This window comes from Sulfurifustis variabilis (assembly GCF_002355415.1).
GTDB lineage: Bacteria > Pseudomonadota > Gammaproteobacteria > Acidiferrobacterales > Sulfurifustaceae > Sulfurifustis > Sulfurifustis variabilis.
Genome location: NZ_AP014936.1, coordinates 1,121,418 through 1,144,377 on the forward strand (window position 1 = coordinate 1,121,418; position 22,960 = coordinate 1,144,377).

Here is a 22,960-nt window from a genome sequence, read left to right on the forward strand (position 1 = left end):
AGGGTCAGTGATTGCGGTGAACGGAGAAAAACGTGAGGTCGAGGAGCGCCTGCTTGAAAGGTGACTCGGGAAGCGAAGCCACCGCCTGCTTCGCCAGCGCCGCCTCCGCCTCGGCCGTGCGCGCAGTGTATGCGATGGACCCGGTCGATTCAATGGCGTCCATGACCCGTTCGAAGAGGCCTACGTCGCCCCGCCGAATGGCGTCGCGAATGAGCTCGCGCTGGCCGGCGCTGCCGGTGCGCAGCGCGTGAATGAGGGGAAGAGTCGGCTTACCCTCGGAAAGGTCGTCGCCGACGTTCTTCCCGAGCGCGGGGTTGTTGCGAGCGTAATCGAGGGCGTCGTCGACGAGCTGGAAGGCCGTGCCGAGGTGCATGCCGAAGCGGCCCATGGCGTCCTCGATCTCGGGCCCCTTTCCGCTGACGACGGCGGCGAGCCGTCCGGCCGCCTCGAACAGCTTCGCGGTCTTGCTCCGAATGACCTCGATGTACCGCTCCTCCGTGGTCTCGGGGTCGTGGCAGTTGAGCAGCTGGAGTACTTCGCCGCGCGCGATCGTGTTGGTGGTATGCGCGAGTATCTCCATCACCCGCATGTTGTCGACGTCGACCATCATCTCGAAGGCGCGCGAATACAGAAAATCGCCCACCAGTACGCTGGCCTCATTGCCCCAGATCGTGTTGGCCGTCGATTGCCCGCGGCGCATCTCCGAGGCGTCGACCACGTCGTCGTGCAGGAGGGTGGCGGTGTGGATGAACTCGATAATCGCGGCGAGCAGGACGTGATGTGGCCCCCCGTAGCCGAGGGAGCGCGCGCCGAGGAGGACCAGCATCGGGCGCAGGCGCTTGCCGCCGCTACCGACGATATACGCGGCGAGCTGGTTGATCAGGGCGACGTCGGACTGCAGCCGGCGGGAGATTTCCCGGTTGACGGCCTCAAGGTCGTCGCGGACGAGGGCCTTGATGGCGTCGAAATCCATGCGGCTCGGGCGGGCGGAAATGAGGCCGGGGATGCTAGGTAGGGTGCCCGGGGCTGTCAAGCGATCAATTGACCGTCCCACCGCTCGCCGCTAGAATTGCGGGCCTTTTACGCACCCGGTCGGGCCATGCGCGGCCGGTCTTTCCAGGAGAAGGTCATCATGTACGCGGTCATCGAGAGCGGCGGCAAGCAGTACCGGGTCGCCCCGGGCGACGTCATTCGAGTCGAGCGCCTGGCGGTCCCGGCGGGCGAGTCCCTCGACCTCGACCGCGTGCTCCTCGTCGCGGACGGGGAGCAGACGCGGGTGGGCAGCCCGGTGGTCGACGGCGTCACCGTCACGGCAAAGGTGCGGGCGCATGGCCGCGGCGAGAAGGTCCGGATCTTCAAGTTCCGCCGCCGGAAGAACTCGCGCCGGCAGGCCGGACATCGGCAGGACTACACCGAGCTCGAGATCACGCAGGTCGCCGGCGTCTCCGCCAGGGCGGACGAAGCGGCCGCGACGGCCTGAGACACAGGAGAAACTCACGTGGCACACAAGAAGGCAGGCGGCAGCTCACGCAACGGCCGCGACTCCAACGCGCAGCGTCTGGGCGTGAAGCGTTTCGCCGGCGAGCGCGTGCTGGCCGGCAACATCCTGGTCCGCCAGCGCGGCACCCGGTTCCATCCGGGCACGAACGTCGGCATCGGCAAGGACGACACGCTCTTCGCCCTCGTCGACGGTCAGGTGCAGTTCGAGGTGAAGGGCCCGCGCAACCGGAAGACCGTGAGCGTCCGGCCCGCCTGAGCTCCTTGTCTCCGGTCACCAAACCCCGCTCTGGCGACAGTGCGGGGTTTTTTGTTTTGGAATTCGAATTCGCGCAATGAAGTTCGTCGACGAGGCCATCATCCGGGTCGAGGCCGGCCACGGCGGGGCCGGCGCGCTCAGCTTTCGTCGCGAAAAGTTCGTGCCCCGGGGCGGTCCGGACGGGGGCGACGGGGGCGACGGGGGGAGCGTCTATCTCATCGGGCGGGAAGGCTTGAACACCCTCGCGGATTTCCGCTACACGCGGCTCTTTCGTGCCGAAAACGGCAGACGGGGCGCGGGACGCAACTGCAGCGGGCGAGCGGGCTCGGACAGAATCATCGCCGTGCCGCTGGGTACGCGCATCGAGGACGCGGAGACCGGCGAGCTGATCGGCGAGATCACGCGCGAGAGCCAGCGGCTCCTCGTGGCGCAGGGCGGGAAAGGCGGCCTGGGCAATACCCGTTTCAAGTCGAGCACGAACCGGGCGCCGCGCAAGACCACGCCCGGAACCCTCGGGGAGCACCGCGAGATCAAGCTCGAGCTGCAGGTGCTCGCCGACGTCGGGCTGCTCGGTCTGCCCAATGCCGGCAAATCAACCTTCCTCCGGCAGGTGACCGAGGCGCGCCCGAAGGTCGCCGACTACCCGTTCACCACGCTTTACCCGCACCTCGGCGTCGTGCGGCTCGGGCCGGAGCAGAGCTTCGTCATCGCCGACATTCCGGGGCTCATCGAGGGCGCCGCCGAGGGCGCGGGCCTCGGGGTGCAGTTTCTCAGGCATCTCACGCGCACGCGTATACTGTTGCATCTCGTCGACATCGCTCCGCCGGACGGGGGTGACGTGGCCGGCCAGGTGCGGGCAATCGCACGCGAGCTCCGCAAGTTCAGTCCGGCGCTCGCCCGGCGGGAACGCTGGCTCGTCGTGAACAAGGTCGATCTCCTGTCCGTCGAGGAACAGGAGGAGCGCGTGAAGGCGCTCGTGCGCCGGCTGGCGTGGAAGGGCCGGGTGTACGCGATTTCCGCCGCCACGGGCGCAGGGTGCGAGGTGCTGGTGCGGGATCTGATGCGCCGTCTGGGCGATCTCAAAGAAGGTGTGGCATGACCGGAAACCGACGCGAAGCGCTGACGCGCGCGCGACGCTGCGTGGTCAAGATAGGCAGCGCGCTGGTGACGAACGGCGGTCTCGGCCTCGACCGCGGCGCAATCGCAGGCTGGGCGGCCCAGATCGCCGAGCTCCGTCGTCGGGGCATCGAGGTCGTGATCGTCACCTCGGGTGCGGTCGCGGCGGGAATGCAGCGCCTCGGGCGGCCGCAACGCCCCCATGCCCTGCACGAGCTGCAGGCGATGGCGGCGATCGGTCAGATGGGTCTGGTGCAGGTCTACGAGTCGGCGTTCCAGCATCACGGCCTCCACACTGCCCAGGTGCTGCTCACGCATGACGACCTCACCAGTCGCCCGCGTTATCTGAACGCCCGCAGCACGCTGCGTACGCTTCTCGGGTACGGTGTCATCCCGGTGGTGAACGAGAACGACACGGTCGCGACCGAGGAGATCCGCTTCAGCGACAACGACACCCTGGCCGCGCTGGTCGCCAATCTCGTCGAGGCCGACCTGCTCTTGATTCTTACCGATCGCGAAGGACTCTACGAGCGCGACCCGCGCGTGGACGCGCGCGCCGCACTGGTCGAGGAGGGCGAGGCCGGCGACAGGCGTCTGCTCGAGATGGCCGGGGGTTCGGGGACCCTCGGTCGAGGCGGTATGAGGACCAAGGTGCTGGCGGCGGAGAGGGCGGCCCGATCCGGGGCGGCCACGGTCATCGTCTCGGGGAGGATGCCGGACGTTCTGTCCCGCGTGCTCGCCGGCGATCGGGTCGGCACGCATCTCCGGCCCGCCCAGGGTCGGTTGGCGGCTCGCAAGCAATGGCTGGCGGGGCAGCTGCAGGTGCGGGGTCGGCTGACTCTCGACGCGGGTGCGAGCCGCGTGATTCGGGAGGCCGGCAAGAGCCTGCTACCCGTGGGTGTCAAAGCCGTCGAGGGTGCGTTCGGGCGGGGCGAGATCGTCGCCTGTGTGGATCCCGACGGCCGCGAGATCGCGCGCGGGCTCGTCAATTACGGCGCCGAGGAGGCGCGGAAGATCATGGGTCAGGCGAGCGATCGCATCGAGGCGATTCTCGGTTACATCGATGAGCCGGAGCTCATCCACCGAGACAACATGGTACTGCTCTGAGAAAGGGCTACCTGAGGAAGGGGTGCGGCGCAGGGAAAGGGAAAATCGGCCGTCCCCCCTTGGCGGGCGCGAGCACCCGAAGCCGAACGGTCAGGCGCCGATGCGCCGGATCCGCTCGTTCAAGCGACTCTTGTAGCGGGCCGCCGCGTTCTTGTGCACCAGTCCCTTGCCGGCCAGCCGGTCGATCATGGAGCTCGCGGACCGGAAGGCGGTCGCGGCCCCGTCCTTGTCTTTGGCCTCGATGGCCTTGAGCACCTTCTTCACCTGAGTGCGCATGAGCGAACGCCGGGCGGTGTTGTGGGCGCGATGCTTTTCGGCCTGGCGGGCGCGCTTCTTCGCTTGTGCGGTATTGGCCAAGGGTCTGTCTCGGTCGGCTGTAAAGGCGCGCAACTATGCGGATTTCGTCCATTCTTGTCAATCCCGCGGATTGCCCCCGTGGATAACGTATGATCCGCTTCTCCGACCATAATCCGTTCCGTGAGCCGTAGACTCCTGAAGTCCACCGCGCTGACCGGCGCCATGACGCTGGTGTCCCGCGTCAGCGGGCTGATCCGCGACATGGTCTTCGCCAGCCTGATCGGTGCGGGCGCCACGGTTGCGGCGGACGCCTTCTATGTGGCCTTTCGCATCCCCAATTTTCTGAGACGCATATTCGGGGAGGGCGCGCTGTCGCAAGCCTTCGTGCCGGTCTTTGCGGAGTACCGCACTCGGGCGACGCCGGCCGAAACCCGGCTTTTTCTCGATCACGTGACCGGGGTGCTGGCCGTCACGCTCTTCGTCGTCACGCTGATCGGCGTAGTCGCCGCACCCATCCTCGTCACCGTCCTCGCCCCCGGGTTTCTGGTCGATACCCAGAAATTCGAGCTGACGGTCGCGATGCTGCGGATCGTCTTCCCCTATCTCCTGTTTATATCGCTCGTGGCTCTGGCGGCCGGAGTACTGAACGCCCACGGCCGCTTCGGCGCCGCGGCGTTCACGCCCGTACTGCTGAACCTCAGCCTGATCGGGGCGGCGTTGTGGCTGGCGCCGCGGCTCGACGAGCCGGTGGTGGGCCTCGCCTGGGGCGTGTTCATCGCCGGCGTCGTGCAACTCGCTTTTCAGCTGCCGTTTCTGATGCGAATCGGGATGCTGCCCCGCCCGCGCCTGGGGTTTCGCGATGCCGGGGTGGTGCGGGTCGTTCGCCTCATGGCGCCGGCGATCTTCGGAGTCTCGGTTGCACAGGTTAACCTCCTCGTGAACATGGTTCTCGCGTCGTTCCTGGTGACCGGCAGCGTCTCCTGGCTCTACTACTCCGATCGACTGATGGAATTTCCGCTGGGGGTGTTCGGGATCGCGCTGGCCACCGTCATCCTGCCCAGCCTGTCGCACAAGCATGTCAACGCTTCCCACGAGGAATTCTCGCACCTGCTCGACTGGGCGCTGCGGTGGGTGTTTATTATAGGAGTGCCGGCGACCGCAGCGCTGATGGTGCTGGCGGGGCCGATGCTGGCGACGCTCTTTTATTTCGGCAAGTTCACGGCGGGCGACGTCGAGATGAGCGCGCAGGCGCTCGTCGCCTTCTCGCTCGGGCTACTCGGGTTCATCCTGGTCAAGGTACTCGCCCCGGGGTTTTACGCGCGCCAGGACACGAAAACGCCCATGCGGGTTGGGGTCATCGCCCTGGTCGCCAACATCGCGCTGAGCATCGTCCTGGTGTTCCCGCTCGCGCACGTCGGGCTCGCCCTCGCCATTTCACTCGCGGCGTTCGTGAATGCGGGCCTCCTCTTTCGTCTCCTGCGGCGAGCCGACGTTTACCGAGCGCTCCCGGGATGGACGTCGTTTCTCCTCCGCATCGCGCTCGCGACCGCGATCATGGCCGGCGTTTTGCTATGGGGCGCCGGCGCTCTTGACACCTGGCTCTCGGCGCCACCGCTCGCCCGGGTCGTGCGGCTCGCATTCTGGATTACGGTCGGGCTGCTGGTGTATGGTGCAGCGCTACTGATAGGCGGCGTGCGACCCGCGCATCTCAAGCTGAAACAGGTCTGATCCCGCCATGCCCGATCCTCTGCTCCATCAGATCAACGCCTGCGGGGATCCGCGCGTCTTCACGCTCGCGGAAGCGGAAGCGATCTTCCCGCTCGTGCGACGCGTTACCCAACAGGCGTACCAGGAGCTCGAGCCCGTGAGGCGCGCGCTGGAAGCGATGCTGCCGACGAACCCGGTCATCCAGGACATCGAGCGCCAGTACGAGACGATCGTGAAGCGCTGGGTCGGCAAGATGGAGCGGCTCGGGCTGGTGGTCAAAGGGCTCTGGCTCGTCGACTTCGACACCGGCGACGGCTACCTCTGCTGGAAGTTTCCGGAACTGCGGATCGGTTACTACCACAGCTATCACGAAGGCTATTCCGGTCGCGTGCCGCTTCGACAGGTCGTCGAGGAGCTCGACCCGGACTGGGCCCACGCCTGAGCCGCCGCTAGACCTCCACCCGTCCGGGCGGGTAACCTTCCGGTTCCGGCGCCCTACGGCGCCGTTTTTATCTCATTCAGATCAAGAAGATGGAGCTCATTCGCGGGCTGCACAACCTACGTCCCCGGCATCGCGGCTGTGTCGCGACGATCGGCAATTTCGATGGCGTGCACCTCGGCCACCAGGCGGTGATCGGTCAGCTGGCGGAGCGGGCAGCCGAGCTTCGGCTCCCCGCGCTGGTCATGCTGTTCGAGCCCCAGCCGCAGGAATACTTCCGTCCGGATCAGGCGCCGGCGCGGCTGATGAGGCTGCGCGAAAAGCTGATGGCGCTTCGGCGCTACGCAGTCGACCGCGTGCTATGCATTCGCTTCGACGCCCGCTTTGCTGCCCTGGAAGCCGAAGCCTTCATCGAGCACGTGCTCGCCCGGGATCTTGGAGTGCGTTACCTGGTGGTGGGCGACGATTTCCGGTTCGGCGCAAAGCGGCGCGGCGATTTCGCGATGCTGAAGCGAGCCGGGGAGCGTCATGGTTTCCAGGTCGTCAACATGCACAGCTTCAGCGTCGATGGCGAGCGGGTGTCGAGCACGCGTATCCGCTCGGCGTTGGCCGCCGCGGACCTGGAAACCGCGGAAAAGCTGCTCGGGCGCCGTTACCGGATGAGCGGGCGGGTGGCGCACGGGAGAAAACTCGGCCGCGCGCTCGGCATACCGACGGCGAACATCCACCTGCACCGGCACGGCTCGCCACTGAGCGGGATCTTCGTGGTGGAAATGTACGGGCTCGTGGGCGAACCGCTGCCCGGCGTAGCCAACATCGGGACGCGCCCGACCGTGGACGGGACCGAGGTCATCCTCGAAGTGCACCTGCTCGACTTCGATCGCGAATTCTACGGAGCGCACGTGTCCGTGGAGTTCCTGCGAAAGCTGCGCGACGAAAAGCGATTCGATTCGCTCGAAGCGATGCGCGCCGAAATCCTCAACGATATCGGCCGCGCCCGCCTTTATTTCGGTGGCCCCGATACACCCCAGCCGCGTGCCGCCCGCCATTCCTGAGACTGACCGTGAGTAACAACGACTACAAGCATACGCTGAACCTTCCGCGCACTGATTTCCCCATGAAGGCCAATCTCGCCGCGCGTGAACCGGAGATTCTCAGGCGCTGGCAGACGACCGGTCTCGCCGCGCGCCTGCGCGAGACCGGCGAGGGTCGTCCGAAGTACGTGTTGCACGACGGACCGCCGTACGCCAACGGCGATATCCACATCGGCCACGCCGTCAACAAGATCCTCAAGGACATCATCGTCAAGTCGAGGACCCTCGCGGGGTTCGACGCGCCGTTCGTTCCCGGATGGGATTGCCACGGGCTGCCCATCGAGCTCGCGGTCGAGAAGAAGATCGGGAAGGCCGGACGGCAGGTGGAGCCGGCCGCGTTCCGCAAGGCATGCCGCGCGTATGCCACCGAGCAGGTCGCACGCCAGCGCGCTGACTTCGAGCGCCTCGGAGTCGTCGGCGACTGGGAGCGGCCGTATCTCACCATGGACTACCGTTTCGAGGCCGATATCATCCGCGCGCTCGGGCGCATCGTCGGGAACGGCCACGTGTACCGGGGCTACAAGCCGGTTCACTGGTGCTGCGACTGCGGCTCGGCCCTGGCGGAGGCGGAGGTGGAGTACGCCGATCGCACCTCTCCGGCGATCGACGTGCGCTTCACGGTCGTCGACGACGCGCAATTCATCGCACGCTGCGAGACGACGTCCGAGCACGCCGGCAAGGGAGCGATCCAGGTAGTGATCTGGACCACCACGCCCTGGACGCTGCCTGCCAACCAGGCGGTCGCGCTCCACCCCGACCTCGACTACGTGCTCGTGCAGTACGCCGGCCAACAGGGTACCGAACGCGTTCTGCTCGCCGACGCGCTCCTCAAGGATGCCATGCTGCGCTACGGCGTGAGCGAGTATCGCGTGGTCGCACGTTGTCCCGGTCGCGCCCTGGAAGGCCTCCGGTTGCGGCATCCTTTTTATGCCCGCGAAGTACCGATCATCCTTGCCGAGCATGTTACGACCGAGAGCGGTACGGGCGCGGTCCACACCGCGCCCGGCCACGGTCTCGAGGACTATGTGGTCGGCGTGAAGTACGACTTGCCGATCGACAATCCGGTCGGTCCGGATGGCAAGTTCATCCCGCAGACCGAGATGTTCGCCGGGGAGCACGTGTTCAAGGCGAACGAGCACGTGATCGAGGCGCTCAAGGCACGCGGAAAGCTGCTGCACTCCGCCGCGGTGTCGCACAGCTACCCGCACTGTTGGCGCCACAAGACGCCCATCATCTTTCGCGCCACGTCGCAGTGGTTCATCTCGATGGAGCGCCTGCGCTCCTCGGCGCTCGCCGAGATCGCATCGACGAAGTGGGTGCCGTCCTGGGGTCAGGCACGGATCGAAGGCATGGTGCAGAACCGCCCCGACTGGTGTATTTCACGCCAGCGCGCCTGGGGCGTACCGATCGCGCTGTTCGTACACAGGCAGACCGGCGAGCTCCACCCGCAGAGCGACCGCCTGATCGAGGAGGTCGCAGTCCGGGTCGAGGAGGGCGGTGTCGACGCCTGGTTCGGTCTCGACGCGGCGGAGCTGCTGGGTCCGGACGCCGCGCAGTATGAAAAGGTAAGCGATATCCTCGACGTGTGGTTCGATTCCGGCGTGACCCATGCGTGTGTCCTCGACCGGCGGCCCGAGCTGAAGCGACCGGCCGACCTCTATCTCGAGGGATCCGACCAGCACCGGGGCTGGTTCCAGTCCTCGCTCCTGACCTCGGTGGCGATGGTCGGCAAGGCCCCTTACACCGGCGTGCTTACGCACGGTTTTACCGTGGACGCGAAAGGGCGAAAGATGTCGAAATCGCTCGGAAACGTAGTCGCACCCCAGAAGGTCATCCAGACGCTCGGTGCGGACGTGCTGCGGCTCTGGGTGGCCGCCACGGATTACCGTGCCGAGATGAACATCTCCGATGAGATCCTGACCCGCACCGCCGATTCTTACCGGCGCATCCGGAACACGGCGCGCTATCTGCTCGGGAGCCTCGACGGGTTCTCGCCGGACCAGGCGCTCCCGGTCGAAGATCTGCTTCCACTCGATCGCTGGGCCCTCTCGCGCGCGCACGAGCTCCAGGGGCAGATCCTCGCCGCCTACGACGAGTTCAGCTTCCATGTCATCTACCAGCGGCTGCACCAGTTCTGCTCGATCGACATGGGCAGCTTCTACCTCGACGTGCTCAAGGACCGCATGTACACGATGCGGACCGAGAGCCGGGGACGGCGCTCCGGCCAGACGGTCATGTACCACCTCCTCGAGGCGCTGGCGCGCTGGCTGGCACCCATCCTGAGCTTCACTGCCGACGAGATCTGGTCCTATATGCCCGGCCGGCGGGGCGACTCGGTTTTTCTCGAGACCTGGCATGCGCTTCCGGCGCTTGGGCGGGATGAATCGCTCACGCCGGAGTTCTGGAGCACCGTCCTGCGCGTGCGCCAGGCGGTGAGCAAGGAGTTCGAGAAGCTGCGCGTGGCCGGCGGCATCGGTTCCCCCCTCGATGCCGAAGTCGATCTTTACTGCGCGGATGAGCTGCTCGCGCCACTGCGCGTTCCGGGCGACGAGCTCCGGTTCGTCTTCATCAGCTCCTATGCCCGCGTGCACCCGCTTGCCGGGCGCACCGAGCGGGCCGTGGAAACGGAGATGCCCGGACTGTACGTCGAGGTGGCCCCGTCCGCGCATCCAAAATGCATTCGTTGCTGGCATCACCGGGAAGACGTAGGCGCGCACCCGGAGCACCCGCTGATCTGCGGGCGATGCGTGGAAAACGTCGCCGGCGCGGGCGAGAATCGCGTGTTCGCCTGATGCTGCGCTACTTCTGGATCGCCGTTGCCGTCGTCGTCGCGGATCAACTGACCAAGCTCGCGGCGGTCAAGTACCTGACGCGCCACGCCGAGGTGGCCGTCACACCGTTCCTGAACCTGACGCTCGTCTACAACCCGGGAGCGGCGTTCGGCTTCCTGAGCGATGCCGGCGGCTGGCAGAACCGGTTTTTCATCGGCGTCGCCCTGGCCGCTTGCGCGGTGATCGTGTACATGATCCGTCGCCTGGGCCCACGCGATCGACTGGTGGCCGTCGCCTTCATGCTGATACTCGGTGGAGCCGTCGGAAACCTGATCGACCGGCTGGTGTACGGCTACGTCATCGACTTCGTCGATGTCTACTACGGCACGTGGCACTGGCCCGCTTTCAACGTGGCCGACTCGGCGATCACGGTGGGCGCCGTACTGCTCGTGATCGACGCGCTCGCGATCGGGACGCGAAAACGTCGTGCCGCGTCCTGACAATCGTTTGATCGAACCGGGCTGCAAGGTCACGCTGCACTACACCCTCAGCCTCGCGACCGGCAAGACCGCGGACACGACGCGGGGGGGCGAACCGGCGGTACTGGTGGTGGGGGCGGGCGATCTGCACGCCGCGTTCGAGGGGCGCCTGCTGGGGCTTGGCCCGGGGGAGAGTCGCCGATTCGAGATCCCGTGCATGGAGGCATTCGGCCCGAGCGAAACGGGCAACGTTCACGCGCTTCCGCGGGCGGAGTTTCCGCCGGAGATGAAAATCGAGCCCGGTCTGGTAATCGGCTTCGAGCTGCCGTCAGGGGAAGAGGTGCCCGGGACCGTCGTAGCGGTTTCCGAGCACGAGGTGCGAATCGATTTCAATCACCCGCTGGCCGGGCACGACCTCGTTTTCGAGGTCGAAGTCCTGTCCGTCGAACCGCCTTCCCGGCCGGCATAGAGGAAGCCGTGTATCATTGACGCCATGGACATCTACCTCGCCAATCCGCGCGGATTCTGCGCGGGCGTCGATCGCGCCATCGAGATCGTCGAACGCGCGCTCGACCTGTTCGGCGCGCCGATCTACGTGCGGCACGAGGTCGTGCACAACCGGTTTGTCGTCGAGGGGTTGCGGGCCAAGGGCGCCGCGTTCGTGGATGAGCTGGAAGACGTTCCGGACGGGGCGACCGTCATTTTCAGCGCGCACGGCGTGTCGCGGGCGGTCCGCGAGGAGGCGGCGCGGCGCGGCCTCAATGTTTTCGACGCGACCTGTCCGCTGGTCACCAAGGTCCACATGGAGGTGGTCCGTCTGCACAAGCGGGGAACCGAGCTCGTCCTGATCGGCCACGCGGGACACCCCGAGGTGGAAGGCACGATGGGACAGGTCCCGCACGGGATTCATCTCGTCGAATCGCCCGAGGACGTTGCCCGGCTCGAGATACGTGACCCACGCAACCTGGCGTACGCCACGCAGACCACGCTTTCCGTCGACGATACCGCGCGCATCGTCGACGCCCTCAGGCGACGCTTTCCCGAGGTCCAGGCGCCGAAGCGCGACGACATCTGCTACGCGACCCAGAACCGACAGGACGCGGTCAAGCGTCTGGCGGACCTGTGCGAGGTCGTCCTCGTGGTCGGTTCCTACAACAGCTCGAATTCCAATCGCCTTCGCGAGGTCGCGGAAGCGAGGGGCGCAAAGGCCTACATGATCGACGGCCCGGAGGATCTCAGGGCCGAATGGTTCGAAGGAGTAGGTCGCGTGGGCATTACCGCCGGCGCGTCCGCACCCGAACAGCTGGTGCAGGAGGTGCTCGGCCGACTGACCGGATGGGGAGGGAAGCTGGTGGGCGAGCAGGACGGCAAGGAAGAGGCGATTGCCTTCCCCCTGCCCCGCCCGTTGCGCGCCGGCTGAGCTTTAGGAACGATCCCTCAGCGGTCGGTCCACTTGCAGCACCAGGAGTTGTCGTTATTTTTGTCCCATTGCTTTCGACCGGTGGCGTCGATCCTGAGCTTGCCGTTGTCCGCGAGGGATCCCAGCGGCGTCGCCGTCGCTATGAAGCTGCAGGAAAGGGCAGCGCAGGTACCCGCGATATTCCCCGACGCGAGCGTGAGTGTGTAGTGGCTCTCCGGGGAACTCGTCCCATATTCGTAGTTGAGCCCGCCGTCGTCGCAGTTCCGGTCGTCCGTCAGACTTCCCGAGTAGGTTCCGCATGCGGAGAGAAACTGTTCCTGGAGACCCGCGATGCGCGTCAGGGCGATTTGCGCATCCGATCGGCGCGTTCGAGCCGTGTACTGCTGGTAACTGGGATAAGCGATCGCCGCGAGGATGCCGACGACGACCACCACGACCATGAGTTCGATAAGCGTGACGCCCCGGTCGGGCCGTTTGTTGCTGTTCTTAGGCATGACGCGTTATTCCTCGTACCAGAAAGTCTTGAAACGTGGCAGCTTGCTGTTGATTTCCGGCCGCGCTGCGCCACCGCTCGTGCCCACCAGACTCGAGACGCCGTCCTCGCGAATGACGATCACCGTTTCCGACGGGATGCCGCCGCCGAGCTCGATGGTGCGGTCGAGGGTGCCGTCCTTGTCGAAGTCGACGGCCGCTGTTGCGTTGAGAAAGTTGAAGGCGTGCAGCTTCGCCAGGCCTTCCGACGCGGAACACGTACGCTCAGCGGTCAGGTCGTTCGCCGGGACATACGTCGTGACGTAGAGCACGCCGTCAAAGATGACCGGCTTTGCTAGCCCTTTCTCGCCGACCCACGGCCAGGTAGAGGGAGCGCCGGTCGGTGCCGATGCGCCGGATTCCTTGAGTTCGACGTACCACCCGTCGGATTCCTTGATCGCTTGCAATGCCGCCGCATAGTCGGTGCCGTTCGGGTCCTGGAGGACATTGCTCGTCGCGTCGTACAGGTCCGCCTCCGTCAGGGGCGTGGGAAGCGTGGAACCCGAGACCGCATACGTGTCGATCTTGCGATCGCGGAACGCGTAGATGCGGTTGCGCACCGGGTCCCCGCCGGCCGTCAGTTTGTCGAGTGGGTCCTCGCGATCGCCGGTCGCAATGGCGACCAGGTCATACTTGGACTCGGCCGCGTTCTCGACGTACTGGTTGTCCGTCACCTGCGCGACGTCCGGGGGATAGAAGAATTTGCGGCGGTTGTAGTCGTCGATGGTGGCGCAATTCGGACGATCGGTGGCGGGGTTGTTCCCTGTGCAACCGACATCGGCGAACACGAAACCCTTGCTGTTCCCGTTGCTGTTGGTCTTCAGCGTCGGGCCGAGATCGATGCGCCAAAGCTGGCCTCCGGTATCGCCGACGTAAATCCGGTCCACCTCTCCGTCCCGGTTCGAGTCCATCAGAGCGAGGTCGGACGGGATGCCGAACTTCATGTTGGAGAGCGTCAGCGTCGGGCTGTTGCCGGCCGAGTCCGGTCCATCGCTCGCCCACCAGAGCCGTTCGCCCGTCTCGGGATCGACGACGTAGATGGCGTTGCCGATCTTGTTGGCCGCGGTTGCCGCAGCCTGAACCGGCATGACGTCGTCCTCGGACGGGTCGTAGCCGCCGCCGAAGATCAGCACCGTCTTCGCGGAGCTGTCGTCCGCGGTTTCGCAGCCGGCTCCGCTGCAGCCGAAGCGGATGCGGGCAACGGCCGGTTTCGACCACGTCTGGCCGAGCCTGCGGTAAGCCGTGTCGCCGGACGGCCCCCCGCGGATCACCCACATCAGCTTGGGTGAGATGCCGCTGGTATAGGCCGGATCGTCCAGCGCGGCGGTAGGCGTCACATCGAAGGCATAGATGTTGTTTCCTCCCCGGCGCATGCCGATGTACATGTACACATGATCGTTGTTATCCGGCTCGATGATGCCGTTGTTGTTGTTGTCCTGGATCCAGAAGGTCGGGGTACCGTCCATGCCGTAGAGGTGCGTGCCGACGCTGTCTTGCGCGTTCTCAAATTGCTTGTTCAGCAGCTCACTCGGTACGAAGGCCCATTCTTCCGCGCCGTTGTAGTCGTTGACGATCCGCACCACGCCGTCGTTCGACGCGTAGAACAGCTTGATGACCGGATCGCTGCTGGTGCCGCCGTACGTGATGGCGACCGGCCGGCTGTGCAGCGGGTCGCCGTGCCGCCAGCGCTCGTCGGTGGTCGAACCGTCCTGGTCCTTGTCGTAGACGTCGTAACCGAGCATCCACTTGAGCACCAGCTCGACCTGGGCGGTATCGGTCGCGTTAGTCGTCGCGGAATCGGCGCTCGTATCCGTAAGACCGAGAATCGTCGGATCGTTGATCGCGGCCGTGTAGACGCTGTTTGTGCCGGACACCTCGATCCGCGTGAGCGTCGCGGGGCTCGAGGCGGATAGGCCGGAGTAGCTGCCACGATAGGTGTACAGCTTCCGCGCGGCGGGGGCCGGGATCTGGCCTCCCGCGCCGCCCTTGGTCACGTCGCCGCCGTCCGCCGCCGCGGTCCAGTAGCTGGTCGCCGAATCCTTGATGCGCTGGGTCACCGGGTCGATTGCGGGGGTACCGTTCTTGTCGATGATCTCCCCGAAGGAGCACGTGGTATTGGTCTTGTCCGCGCAGAGCTTGAACTTCTTGACGTTGCCGTCCCAGCACTTGGTGCCGGAAGGTTTGAAGAGCGCGAAATAGACCTCGTCGCGGTTGAACAGCTTGTTGAAGGCGTTGACGGAAAGCGCCGGCGCGGCGAACGAGCTGTTGGTCGTCTGGATGTCGATCAGCGCGGCCTGCAGCGCACCGCTCAGCTCGCTGGCATTGGTGGCAGACCGATACTCGCCGTCGCTGCTGCTGGCCGTGTCCTGTAGCAGCTGCTGGCCGTCGGCATCCTTCTTCTGGTCGTCGTCCAGGGCACCCGGCTTCAGGTCGAAGCCGATCGTGTAGGTGATCGCACGCTGGTTGTTCTCGAGAATGTCGTCGTCGATGAGGTCCTGGGTGTACATCCAGCGGGCCAGTTCGTCCAGCTTGCTCGAATAACCGTAGGTATAACCGTCGTCGAACGTGCCGATGTTCGTCAGCAGGTCGATTTCATCGTCGGCGTTTGTATCGTTCGTGACCCACGGATTCCCGTCGGTGACCAGGATGATATAAGCCTGCTGGCAAGTGTAGCGGAACGGCGAAACGTACTTTCCATCGGCGCCTTTCGCGGTCGCATCGGGAGGCGGGGTGGGTGCAGTGGAGGCCGCATAGCCGTACTTCGGCGTGTCACCGGAGAGGTACAGCTTGGCTTCGTACATCGTCTCGGCCAGCGGCGTGCCGACGTATGGGGAATTACAGTTCGAAGGTTCCGACGGGCTGCCATCGCAGGCCGGTCCATACGCATTGGGGTTGACGTCGTCGATCATGGCCTTGATCGCCGCCTTGCGCGTCATCGAGGTGGCGTTGTACGTGACAGTGTCATTCTGTTTCCCGATCGCCATCGCGACGTACCCGCCGTCGGGCGTGGGATTGTTCCCGTGGAACAGCATCAGCCCGAAGTTGACACCCGGGTTGGAGTCGATGATCTGCTTGGTGACCCGCTTCGCGACGCTTAGGCGGCTTTCGGTCACGGTGACGGACTGGCTACGATAGTTTAGGTAGTTGCCAGTAAAGAACGTGTATTGTGCCCATGTCGCCAACCTCTTGCCGTTAGCAGTCTGGTTTGTATAGCCGTTGCTTTTATTCTCAAGCCACTTTGAACCCGTGTCTTCGGCATCGGCCACGGCGTTGTCATGATCCTGTTTGCAGTCCACGACGCCCGTCGGATCCGGCGTCAAGGCGCTCCAGTTTTTAGTCCAACTTTGAGCGCTCATGGCCGCATAAAAAGTTGCGGTACCCTGTCCGTTACGATCGGTGGTCTTGTCGACGTGCCAGGGCAGGCCGGAACTCTCGCAGCGGTTATTGTCCGGTGGGATCCATTGGTCGGGATAGCTTGTCGCAGAAGTCGGCTCCGATTGATTGTTGTCCTCGTCTATCCAGTAAAGCCGGTCAGCCACAAAGGCGTCGCCGGGGTCGCCCGCGTATGCGTAAACCGTGTTTGGATCGTACGCTGGCGCCGTCGTCACATTGTTGCCCGCCATGCTCGACGAATTGTCGAAGATGATGAGCACGTTCGGCGCGTCGTCGCGCGACACTCCCGGCGGCTCGAGATAGATGTCGGTATCGAGGGAAAGGCCGACGCTCGAGTAGCCGAGCGCGGCGCCGATGAACAAGGCAAGCAGAGTGCGTTTATTGGCCATGGTGGTGACCCTTATTCGGACTTGTTCACGATCTGGCTGACCCCTTGGTGCAGGGCTGTCTTGGCGCTGGTCGCGGCGACCTCGCCCGTGCTCTTCTGGTCGAAGTTCGCGGAATCGAAGTTGATCGCGCTGTAGCCGGATCCCCGCTTGGGTGGGGAAAAGGCGAGAAACTCCGTCGTTACGGTTGCCTTGGCTTTGTAGGTGCCGGATCCGAAGTCAAAGTCGTTCGTGACGGGGTTGTAAAGATCGAAACTGCCGGCGGTATTCATCGCTCTGCTGAGCCCGGATTCCGCCGCCTCGAAGGCCCGGTGCGTGTCTTGCGTGTTGCGCGCCATGACGGCCTGCAGCGAGCCCGTATCCATCGCCGAGATCCCCAGTATGGTGAGCACGAGCAGGATGACGAGGGCCATCACGAGCGCCGTGCCGCACTGTCGACCGACAGGGGGGCGAGCGGCTCTGCCGCGATGCCTCGGCGGCGAGGCAGCCGCGACGGTAAGGTGGATAGACTCGCGATTATTCATTGCAGGTTCCGTAGAACCACCGTGGTTCGAAATACTCGGCGCTGGTAGTTATCGTTCTTCGGCCCATCGTCATAATTCGGGTCGTATTCGCCATCGCCGTCCACGTCATATCCGGGTGTCGTATCTATGAACGGCCTATATTCTTTGCTTCCGCTGTCGGTGTGCGCGAGGCTTCGTGCGACCAATCCGATCCTGGCGCTGACCACGTTGCTCCAGTTTGTGACCTCGTTGGCTTTGCGATAAACATCGGGTACCCGATCGCCGTTCACAGTGTCCTCGCCATACAGCAGCTGGAGGTCTTCGATGCCTTCGACGAGCTCGTACTCCTTGGTCTTGACTTCGTCTCCCTCGGTAATCAGCGTAATCCGGTGAAGCGCAGGCTGGCCGGATACCTCGCTCTCCTTTACGTAATAGAGCGCGTAGTAGTACTTTGCGATTTTCGCGTCATCTTCGAAAATCTTGCCGAGATTCTTCGTGGAGTTGCCCGGCACTTTGCTGTCGCCGTCAGAACCGGTGTTGTGCACGACCGTGCCGGTGACAGCGTCCCCCATGTTCCCGGGGCCCGTGATCTGAAAGAGGGCGCCGGCGCTGCAGTCGTTCACGAAAACAATTTCACCGACCTTGAGGCCCGAGCCGCTGGTATGAAGCGCCGCCGAGGTCGTCGGCATGAACGGTTCATCGACATCGACTTCCGTGTTGGGGTCGAGGTAACGGATGGCGATTGCATCCGTGCCCGCAAGCATATCGGTGGGCGGAGGGACGGCCGGGGAAGCCAGCGGATACCAATTGCTCCTGTCATCGGAGCCCTGTATCGGGTTGCTGACGTCGAAGGCTTCGCCACCAGACGAGCCGTTCAGCGTGTTCGTGACGCTGGTGATTTCATCGGCGCATCCGTAGTAGCCCGCCATGCGCAGGTCTCGCATGATCGTCTGCATGGCGTGTCGGGCGTTTTCCTGGAGACGCGCCATTCCGTCCTGCATCACGTAGCTTCGTTTGCTGTCCAGTAACAGCGTCGACACCGCGGCAAGAATGAGCAGGCCGATGGTCATCGCGACCATCAGTTCAACCAGATTCACGCCGTGCATGTTGCGCAGCGGTGTCCGCATGGTCGTCCTCATAGCTCGACCACCCATTCCTGCTGTACCGCGAAATCGCGCTCCATCCACCGCATCACAATCGTGTACTGATTACCGTCTTTGGTGACCGTCGAACGCTCATTACCCTGCGGCAGGATGCGCGCCTGGTCCTGGTACCACTTGCCGACGTCGTAAGTAGCCATTGTGTTGCTGTCGCAGACCACCGCATCGCACTTGCAGGTGCTGGCTGCGCAGGAGTCGTATGCGCCTTTCTTGCTGTTGATCGCGGTTTCATCCGGAATGTGGTAATAGCTTGCCGCCTTGGGGTTGGCGCGGATGCGGTCGATCAGTTCATACGCGAGCATCGAGGCCTGGGTGCGCAAGTAACCGTCGGTGTTCAGCTGCATCGCTTGAACCTGCAACAGCGCGAGACCCAGGAGCCCGAGCGAAAGCACCAGCAGGGCGATGAGCACCTCGACCAACGTAAATCCGGAAAATCGGCTATTCCGCATGGGTGTTTCTAACAGTCGATGTTCGCGAGCGTGTGGCGGCCGAACTCGTTGACCGTGACCTTGCGGCCCCGGCCGAGCTTCGTGTTACAGAAGGAGTACTCGATGGCGTCGTCTGTATCGGTGGCCCTTAGCGCGGGTACGGCCCCCTGCCGGTCGTAGAGGGAGAGATTGATGCCACCCCCCGTCGACAGAACGGAGCTGGCGGCCATGGAACCGGGTAGGCTTTCTCTCGCGCGGACGACCTCGTCGGTTCCTGCCGTCCAGGCCGAGTTGCCGTCTTTGTCTACGAATACGAGCCAACCGCGCTCCCAGGTGGAGGCGGAACACGTTGACGCGTCGGTCGAGGTGCAAACCCCGACCCTTAAGCCGCGCTTCACCGCCTCGGTGCGGGCCACGCTGAGATCCGAGATAAGGTTGTTTGTCGCCGACGTGAGCCGATTGCTTTCTACAAACCTGTTAATCGCCGGCAAACCAACACCAAGCAGAACCCCGATAACCACCAGGGTGGCCATAAGCTCGACGAGGTTAAACCCGGCCATAGACCTGCAAAAATGCCGAAAACCGACCGACGGCATAAAAGCGGGGACGAACGGATATTTATCCTGCAGATAAATGCAGACGAACGGTTCCTTTTGGCAGACAAAAGGAGCCTTCGAGTACCTGCGTAACTTTCTCTCTAAAGCCATTTAGCGGTTGGGCTGCTGGATTTGTTTCTGTCTACTGAAGAGTCTAATTCGGAGTACCCCGACTTCAATTGCCGCTTTACGTCAGTTTCACGAGAATTGCCCCGTTGCTGGAGCACGAGCGGGGGAGAAACGCTGACGAGTACGTTCGTTAGAATTGATGCAAATCAAGGCGCTTCGTGCCTGGGGCTGGCAATTTTTCGCCTACCCGAGGGTGGCGCCTCAAATCGTCTCGTTTTATACTTATTCCAAATGATGCACGCACACGCGACCGAGCACGGCAAAAGACTTTCTCAACCCGAGATCGTCGCCCTGCTTCGTGGTCGGGGTATCAATCCGACCACGCAGCGGATTCAGATCGTCAGGGTTCTCTTCGAGCGCGGGACGCACCTGTCGGCCGAGGACGTCTTCAGGGCGGTCAACGCCGAGTCGCACCACGTGTCAAAGGCGACCGTCTATAACACGCTCGGGCTCCTCGCCGAGAAGGGCGTGGTCCGGGAGGTGATCGCGGACCCGACGCGTATCTTCTACGATCCCAATACGGCGCCGCATCACCATCTCTACGACGAGGGAACCGGACAGCTGACGGACATCGACGCCGGCGAAGTGCAGGTGAGTGGCCTCCCCGAGTTACCCGAGGGCGCCATGCTTCAGGGCGTCGACGTGATCGTCCGCTTCCGCGCCAAGTAGTCGCCTGTTTCGCCGTCATTCTGTTCAGGCCGGCCGCCGCGCCGCTTGGTTGCGGCCCCCCTTCGCCGTATACTGCCCGCCTTTCCGCTGCCCCGCCGGTGTAGCTCAGTTGGTAGAGCAACTGATTCGTAATCAGTAGGTCCGCGGTTCGAGTCCGCGCACCGGCACCAACCGCTCCGTCATCACCCCATTTCCCTTCTGCCGAGGTAAATCGGCCCCTGTCCTGCCGAGCGATCGCCGCCCGTCGCGTGACGTGGCGGACTTTCCGCGGCACCGCACCCGGGAACAATAACCCCGCCTTCTCAGATTTTTTTGGCGCGTTTCCATGAGCTAGCCTTGGTCCCCCAAGACAAGGAGACGGCGAGATGGCGATCGTCAAGGTCATCGAGGTGTTGGCTCAGTCGGACAAGAGCTGGGAAGACGCGGCCCATAGCGCGCTCCAGGAGGCGTCTAAAACGGTGCGAAACATCAAATCGATTTACGTCAAGGAGTTGCAGGCGAAGGTGGAGAACAACCGCATTTCCGAATATCGCGTCAATGCGAAGATTTCATTCGTAGTGGAGTGACCCGCTGGCCGGGGGCGGAACGGCCCGCGCGGACGGCACCAGGCGCCCACGCGCGGAGCATCCGGGCGGAGTGATTCGATCTCTCGCGGAGGAAGCATGACAGAGAGGAAGACCACGGCGGCATGGCGCTCGCCGGCGGGCGAGGACGCAGTGGACGAGCGGCGTCGCATGATCGCCGAGGCAGCCTACTTCCGCGCGGCCGCGCGCGGTTTTCGGGGCGGGGACCCGGTGCAGGACTGGCTGGCTGCCGAGGCCGAGATCGACCAGGCGCTGCCGCCGCCCGAGCGGCAGACCGAGGAGCGGGCGATTTACGAACAGCTGCGGGAGGAGATCGAACGCCGTTTCGCCGAGATGCGCGGCGCGGTGAACGCCGACGGCGTGCGCGCCGCGGTCGACCGCGCCGTCGTTCAGCTCAAGGAGATGGGTGGCTATACCGCCGACGCAATCAACAAGGTCGCCGATACCGTGAAAAAGGATCTCGCCAGCGCCGCGGTCAAGATGGGTCCGGAATGGCAGAGGTTTTCGGCAAAGTCGGCGGATTCCTTCGCCGTGTGGCGTGACCGGGGCCGTGGCTTTCTGGCCGGCGCGGCGACGGCGGTGGGCGAATGGCTTCAACAGGCCGGGCGCCGATTCGAGCAGCAGTCCTACCGGGCCGGTGAAATGACGGCAAGCGGGAGCTTCGAATGCACGGCGTGCGGGGAAAAGCTGAGCCTCGCACAACCCGGGCATCTGCCGCCGTGCCCGAATTGCCGAAACCTGGAATTTCGTCGTTTGTAGGGCTCGCCGGGGCCCCTGCACGGGAGTCATCCCCGGCCGAGTTCGGGGATCAGTGGCGTCTCGGGTGGATGACCAGATGCTTCAGCGGTTCGCGCCCGGCCGCTTCCGCGTCGAGATGGTAGCGGACGATCATGCGGTGCTGCATGCGGCGTATCATCGGCCGGCGGGGCGCAAGCGCGACTTCCACGCCTTCGTTCAGTACTCGCTGTATCGCGTGCTCGACCTCGCGAACGGCGTCTTTCACCTCTTCGTCGTCGAAGCCCTGCATGACGTTGAAGACGTTTTGGAGCACACGGCGCAGCTGTGCCGTGGTGTTGCTCTTCACGACGTGCAGGGGCAGTCCGGTGGCATCGACCAGGCGCGTGAGTCGGGCATCTTCCGCGCGCGATCGCAGGGCCACTATGAGATCTGAGTCCTCCGGGCGTCGTGCGGCCCGGGCATTGACCCGCAGGTCGCGTATCACGCGCTCGAGCAGGTCGCGACTGAGCGCGTAGGGATAGACGCGTACCGTCTTTTCGTGGGAGGGCGGGAGACGTTCGGCAACGCCGGCTTCCTCGGAGGGCCGGCGTTCGTCGGCGATCTCGCGCGCGCGTACGGTCGTTCCCCGTGTGCGGCGCTCGCCGCCCGGGTCCATGCCTTCCAGCAGCCGGTCGACCGCGAGCGCGGTGTCGCGATGGACGACGACCTCGTCGCGCTCGACGATTTCAACCACGATATCGAAGGTCGGCGGCGCGCGGCGCTCGGTGACGGTCTTGGGCGAACCGCGGCGGCGCGCCTCGTCGTCCGACAGCGTGACCACGTGCACGCCGCCGACCAGGTCGGAGAGCGTCGGGTTCATGACGAGGTTTTCGAGCGTGTTGCCGTGCGCCGTTCCGATCAGCTGCACGCCGCGTTCGGCAATCGTGCGTGCCGCCGCCGCTTCCGCCTCGGTGCCGATCTCGTCCACGACGATCACCTCGGGCATGTGGTTTTCCACCGCCTCGATCATCACCGCGTGCTGGCGCTCGGGATGGGGGACCTGCATGCGGCGGGCTTCTCCGATGGCGGGATGGGGGATGTCACCGTCGCCTGCGACCTCGTTCGAAGTGTCGATCACGATGACGCGCCGGCTCAGATCGTCGGCGAGTACGCGCGCCGCTTCGCGCAGCTTGGTCGTCTTGCCGATTCCCGGCCGGCCGAGGATGAGGAGGTTACGCCCGCTTTCGAGCAGGTCGCGCAGGATGTCGATCGTGCCGTGGACCGCCCGTCCGACACGCAGTGTCAGCCCGACGATCTGACCCTTCCGGTTTCGGAGGGCCGCAATCCGGTGCAGGGTTCGGGCGATCCCGGCCCGATTGTCCTCGGTGAACTCGCCGATACGGTCGATGACGTGGGCGAGGTCCTCCGGCCGGACGGCGCGCTGCGAGAGCGCCCTGGTGCGCCCGTCGATCCGCGCGGCAGCGGGCCGCCCGAGGTCCATGACGATCTCGGTGAGTGCGGTGCGGTCCGTATCGGTCAGGCTCCGGCGCAGGGAATCGGGCAGTACGGCCAGGAGGAGATCCAGCTCGTCGCTGCCCGGAGCAGATTGGGCGAGGGCGTCCGCCATGCCGTCAATCATACACGGGGCGCTCGGCATCCCGTTGCCCGGTGTACTGGC

The 22,960-nt window shown here is 64.6% G+C and carries 23 protein-coding genes and 1 tRNA gene; 15 read left to right on the top strand and 9 right to left on the bottom strand.

Annotated elements, in window-relative coordinates; translation table 11 throughout:
• Window positions 1-4: 4 nt before the first annotated feature.
• Entirely contained in the window at window positions 5-973 is a 969-nt protein-coding gene (ispB, locus tag SVA_RS05405) for an octaprenyl diphosphate synthase (protein ID WP_096459912.1), read from the bottom strand.
• Window positions 974-1,132: 159 nt separating this feature from the next.
• Here ispB and rplU point away from each other — a divergent pair, with 159 nt between their 5' ends.
• From rplU to proB, 4 genes are all read left to right on the top strand, one after another.
• Entirely contained in the window at window positions 1,133-1,480 is a 348-nt protein-coding gene (gene rplU, locus SVA_RS05410; RefSeq protein ID WP_096462835.1) for a 50S ribosomal protein L21, read from the top strand.
• Window positions 1,481-1,498: 18 nt separating this feature from the next.
• Window positions 1,499-1,756 carry a 50S ribosomal protein L27 gene (rpmA, locus tag SVA_RS05415; protein WP_096459915.1) on the top strand — a complete coding sequence of 86 codons (258 nt, stop codon included), beginning with the start codon at window positions 1,499-1,501 and terminating at the stop codon, window positions 1,754-1,756.
• 76 nt (window positions 1,757-1,832) lie between these two features.
• The gene (gene cgtA, locus SVA_RS05420; protein WP_096459917.1) at window positions 1,833-2,855 is read left to right on the top strand and encodes an Obg family GTPase CgtA; all 1,023 of its coding nucleotides are present in this window, start codon (window positions 1,833-1,835) and stop codon (window positions 2,853-2,855) included.
• The gene (proB, locus tag SVA_RS05425) at window positions 2,852-3,979 is read left to right on the top strand and encodes a glutamate 5-kinase (RefSeq protein WP_096459920.1); all 1,128 of its coding nucleotides are present in this window, start codon (window positions 2,852-2,854) and stop codon (window positions 3,977-3,979) included. The genes cgtA and proB overlap by 4 nt, the downstream gene beginning before the upstream one ends.
• Window positions 3,980-4,069: 90 nt before the next feature.
• Here proB and rpsT read toward each other — a convergent pair whose 3' ends face one another.
• The gene (rpsT, locus tag SVA_RS05430; protein WP_096459923.1) at window positions 4,070-4,336 is read right to left on the bottom strand and encodes a 30S ribosomal protein S20; all 267 of its coding nucleotides are present in this window, start codon (window positions 4,334-4,336) and stop codon (window positions 4,070-4,072) included.
• 120 nt (window positions 4,337-4,456) lie between these two features.
• Between rpsT and murJ the strand changes: the two genes are divergently transcribed.
• From murJ to ispH, 7 genes are all read left to right on the top strand, one after another.
• Entirely contained in the window at window positions 4,457-6,004 is a 1,548-nt protein-coding gene (gene murJ, locus SVA_RS05435; protein ID WP_096459926.1) for a murein biosynthesis integral membrane protein MurJ, read from the top strand.
• Window positions 6,005-6,011: 7 nt separating this feature from the next.
• Complete coding sequence (locus SVA_RS05440; RefSeq protein ID WP_096459929.1) at window positions 6,012-6,425, top strand: DUF2203 domain-containing protein; 414 nt, start codon at window positions 6,012-6,014, stop codon at window positions 6,423-6,425.
• Window positions 6,426-6,514: 89 nt separating this feature from the next.
• Window positions 6,515-7,477, top strand: coding sequence for a bifunctional riboflavin kinase/FAD synthetase (gene ribF, locus SVA_RS05445; protein ID WP_096459932.1), 963 nt, complete (start codon window positions 6,515-6,517; stop codon window positions 7,475-7,477).
• A 62-nt stretch (window positions 7,478-7,539) separates the two neighbouring features.
• The gene (ileS, locus tag SVA_RS05450; RefSeq protein WP_420823875.1) at window positions 7,540-10,308 is read left to right on the top strand and encodes an isoleucine--tRNA ligase; all 2,769 of its coding nucleotides are present in this window, start codon (window positions 7,540-7,542) and stop codon (window positions 10,306-10,308) included.
• The gene (lspA, locus tag SVA_RS05455; RefSeq protein WP_096459938.1) at window positions 10,308-10,787 is read left to right on the top strand and encodes a signal peptidase II; all 480 of its coding nucleotides are present in this window, start codon (window positions 10,308-10,310) and stop codon (window positions 10,785-10,787) included. The genes ileS and lspA overlap by 1 nt, the downstream gene beginning before the upstream one ends.
• Window positions 10,774-11,235, top strand: coding sequence for an FKBP-type peptidyl-prolyl cis-trans isomerase (locus tag SVA_RS05460; protein WP_096459941.1), 462 nt, complete (start codon window positions 10,774-10,776; stop codon window positions 11,233-11,235). Before lspA ends, SVA_RS05460 begins: the two co-directional genes overlap by 14 nt.
• A gap of 24 nt (window positions 11,236-11,259) precedes the next feature.
• Window positions 11,260-12,186, top strand: coding sequence for a 4-hydroxy-3-methylbut-2-enyl diphosphate reductase (ispH, locus tag SVA_RS05465; RefSeq protein ID WP_096459944.1), 927 nt, complete (start codon window positions 11,260-11,262; stop codon window positions 12,184-12,186).
• A 17-nt stretch (window positions 12,187-12,203) separates the two neighbouring features.
• Here the strand turns inward: ispH and SVA_RS05470 are convergent, their stop codons facing one another.
• The 6 genes from SVA_RS05470 to SVA_RS05495 are packed head-to-tail and all read right to left on the bottom strand — an operon-like array spanning window position 12,204 to window position 19,294.
• On the bottom strand, window positions 12,204-12,680 hold the full coding sequence (locus tag SVA_RS05470) for a type IV pilin protein (RefSeq protein WP_096459947.1): 477 nt from the start codon (window positions 12,678-12,680) through the stop codon (window positions 12,204-12,206).
• A 6-nt stretch (window positions 12,681-12,686) separates the two neighbouring features.
• Complete coding sequence (locus tag SVA_RS05475) at window positions 12,687-16,499, bottom strand: pilus assembly protein (RefSeq protein ID WP_096459950.1); 3,813 nt, start codon at window positions 16,497-16,499, stop codon at window positions 12,687-12,689.
• Between the two features lie 11 nt (window positions 16,500-16,510).
• On the bottom strand, window positions 16,511-17,020 hold the full coding sequence (locus tag SVA_RS05480; RefSeq protein WP_096459953.1) for a PilX N-terminal domain-containing pilus assembly protein: 510 nt from the start codon (window positions 17,018-17,020) through the stop codon (window positions 16,511-16,513).
• Window positions 17,017-18,126: a PilW family protein gene (locus SVA_RS05485; protein WP_169923979.1), complete on the bottom strand. Its 1,110-nt coding sequence runs from the start codon at window positions 18,124-18,126 to the stop codon at window positions 17,017-17,019. Before SVA_RS05485 ends, SVA_RS05480 begins: the two co-directional genes overlap by 4 nt.
• An 8-nt stretch (window positions 18,127-18,134) precedes the next feature.
• On the bottom strand, window positions 18,135-18,608 hold the full coding sequence (gene pilV, locus SVA_RS05490; RefSeq protein ID WP_096459959.1) for a type IV pilus modification protein PilV: 474 nt from the start codon (window positions 18,606-18,608) through the stop codon (window positions 18,135-18,137).
• A gap of 8 nt (window positions 18,609-18,616) precedes the next feature.
• Window positions 18,617-19,294, bottom strand: a complete 678-nt coding sequence (locus SVA_RS05495; protein ID WP_096459962.1) for a GspH/FimT family pseudopilin — start codon at window positions 19,292-19,294, stop codon at window positions 18,617-18,619.
• A gap of 249 nt (window positions 19,295-19,543) precedes the next feature.
• Between SVA_RS05495 and SVA_RS05500 the strand changes: the two genes are divergently transcribed.
• The 4 genes from SVA_RS05500 to SVA_RS19730 all read left to right on the top strand — a co-directional run bounded on the left by SVA_RS05500 (window position 19,544) and on the right by SVA_RS19730 (window position 21,324).
• Window positions 19,544-19,981 (top strand): Fur family transcriptional regulator, encoded by a 438-nt coding sequence (locus SVA_RS05500; protein WP_197703383.1) that lies wholly within the window; start codon window positions 19,544-19,546, stop codon window positions 19,979-19,981.
• 94 nt (window positions 19,982-20,075) lie between these two features.
• A tRNA-Thr gene (locus SVA_RS05505) sits at window positions 20,076-20,151 on the top strand.
• Between the two features lie 195 nt (window positions 20,152-20,346).
• Complete coding sequence (locus SVA_RS05510) at window positions 20,347-20,547, top strand: dodecin family protein (RefSeq protein WP_096459965.1); 201 nt, start codon at window positions 20,347-20,349, stop codon at window positions 20,545-20,547.
• 168 nt (window positions 20,548-20,715) lie between these two features.
• On the top strand, window positions 20,716-21,324 hold the full coding sequence (locus tag SVA_RS19730; RefSeq protein WP_269456942.1) for a zinc ribbon-containing protein: 609 nt from the start codon (window positions 20,716-20,718) through the stop codon (window positions 21,322-21,324).
• Window positions 21,325-21,373: 49 nt separating this feature from the next.
• Here SVA_RS19730 and SVA_RS05520 read toward each other — a convergent pair whose 3' ends face one another.
• On the bottom strand, window positions 21,374-22,909 hold the full coding sequence (locus SVA_RS05520) for a single-stranded DNA-binding protein (protein WP_096462837.1): 1,536 nt from the start codon (window positions 22,907-22,909) through the stop codon (window positions 21,374-21,376).
• Window positions 22,910-22,960: the final 51 nt, after the last annotated feature.

Bases quoted from the DNA above. Each gene is read 5' to 3' on its own strand.
- SVA_RS05520 (WP_096462837.1), bottom strand. From the start codon at position 22,909: ATGGCGGACGCCCTCGCCCAATCTGCTCCGGGCAGCGACGAGCTGGAT.
- SVA_RS05485 (WP_169923979.1), bottom strand. From the start codon at position 18,126: ATGCGGACACCGCTGCGCAACATGCACGGCGTGAATCTGGTTGAACTG.
- SVA_RS05480 (WP_096459953.1), bottom strand. From the start codon at position 17,020: ATGAATAATCGCGAGTCTATCCACCTTACCGTCGCGGCTGCCTCGCCG.
- pilV (WP_096459959.1), bottom strand. From the start codon at position 18,608: ATGCGGAATAGCCGATTTTCCGGATTTACGTTGGTCGAGGTGCTCATC.
- SVA_RS05475 (WP_096459950.1), bottom strand. From the start codon at position 16,499: ATGGCCAATAAACGCACTCTGCTTGCCTTGTTCATCGGCGCCGCGCTC.
- SVA_RS05500 (WP_197703383.1), top strand. From the start codon at position 19,544: ATGATGCACGCACACGCGACCGAGCACGGCAAAAGACTTTCTCAACCC.
- SVA_RS05470 (WP_096459947.1), bottom strand. From the start codon at position 12,680: ATGCCTAAGAACAGCAACAAACGGCCCGACCGGGGCGTCACGCTTATC.
- SVA_RS05440 (WP_096459929.1), top strand. From the start codon at position 6,012: ATGCCCGATCCTCTGCTCCATCAGATCAACGCCTGCGGGGATCCGCGC.
- ispB (WP_096459912.1), bottom strand. From the start codon at position 973: ATGGATTTCGACGCCATCAAGGCCCTCGTCCGCGACGACCTTGAGGCC.
- ileS (WP_420823875.1), top strand. From the start codon at position 7,540: ATGAAGGCCAATCTCGCCGCGCGTGAACCGGAGATTCTCAGGCGCTGG.
- ribF (WP_096459932.1), top strand. From the start codon at position 6,515: ATGGAGCTCATTCGCGGGCTGCACAACCTACGTCCCCGGCATCGCGGC.
- cgtA (WP_096459917.1), top strand. From the start codon at position 1,833: ATGAAGTTCGTCGACGAGGCCATCATCCGGGTCGAGGCCGGCCACGGC.
- SVA_RS19730 (WP_269456942.1), top strand. From the start codon at position 20,716: ATGATCGCCGAGGCAGCCTACTTCCGCGCGGCCGCGCGCGGTTTTCGG.
- rplU (WP_096462835.1), top strand. From the start codon at position 1,133: ATGTACGCGGTCATCGAGAGCGGCGGCAAGCAGTACCGGGTCGCCCCG.
- ispH (WP_096459944.1), top strand. From the start codon at position 11,260: ATGGACATCTACCTCGCCAATCCGCGCGGATTCTGCGCGGGCGTCGAT.
- SVA_RS05495 (WP_096459962.1), bottom strand. From the start codon at position 19,294: ATGGCTTTAGAGAGAAAGTTACGCAGGTACTCGAAGGCTCCTTTTGTC.
- lspA (WP_096459938.1), top strand. From the start codon at position 10,308: ATGCTGCGCTACTTCTGGATCGCCGTTGCCGTCGTCGTCGCGGATCAA.
- proB (WP_096459920.1), top strand. From the start codon at position 2,852: ATGACCGGAAACCGACGCGAAGCGCTGACGCGCGCGCGACGCTGCGTG.
- SVA_RS05510 (WP_096459965.1), top strand. From the start codon at position 20,347: ATGGCGATCGTCAAGGTCATCGAGGTGTTGGCTCAGTCGGACAAGAGC.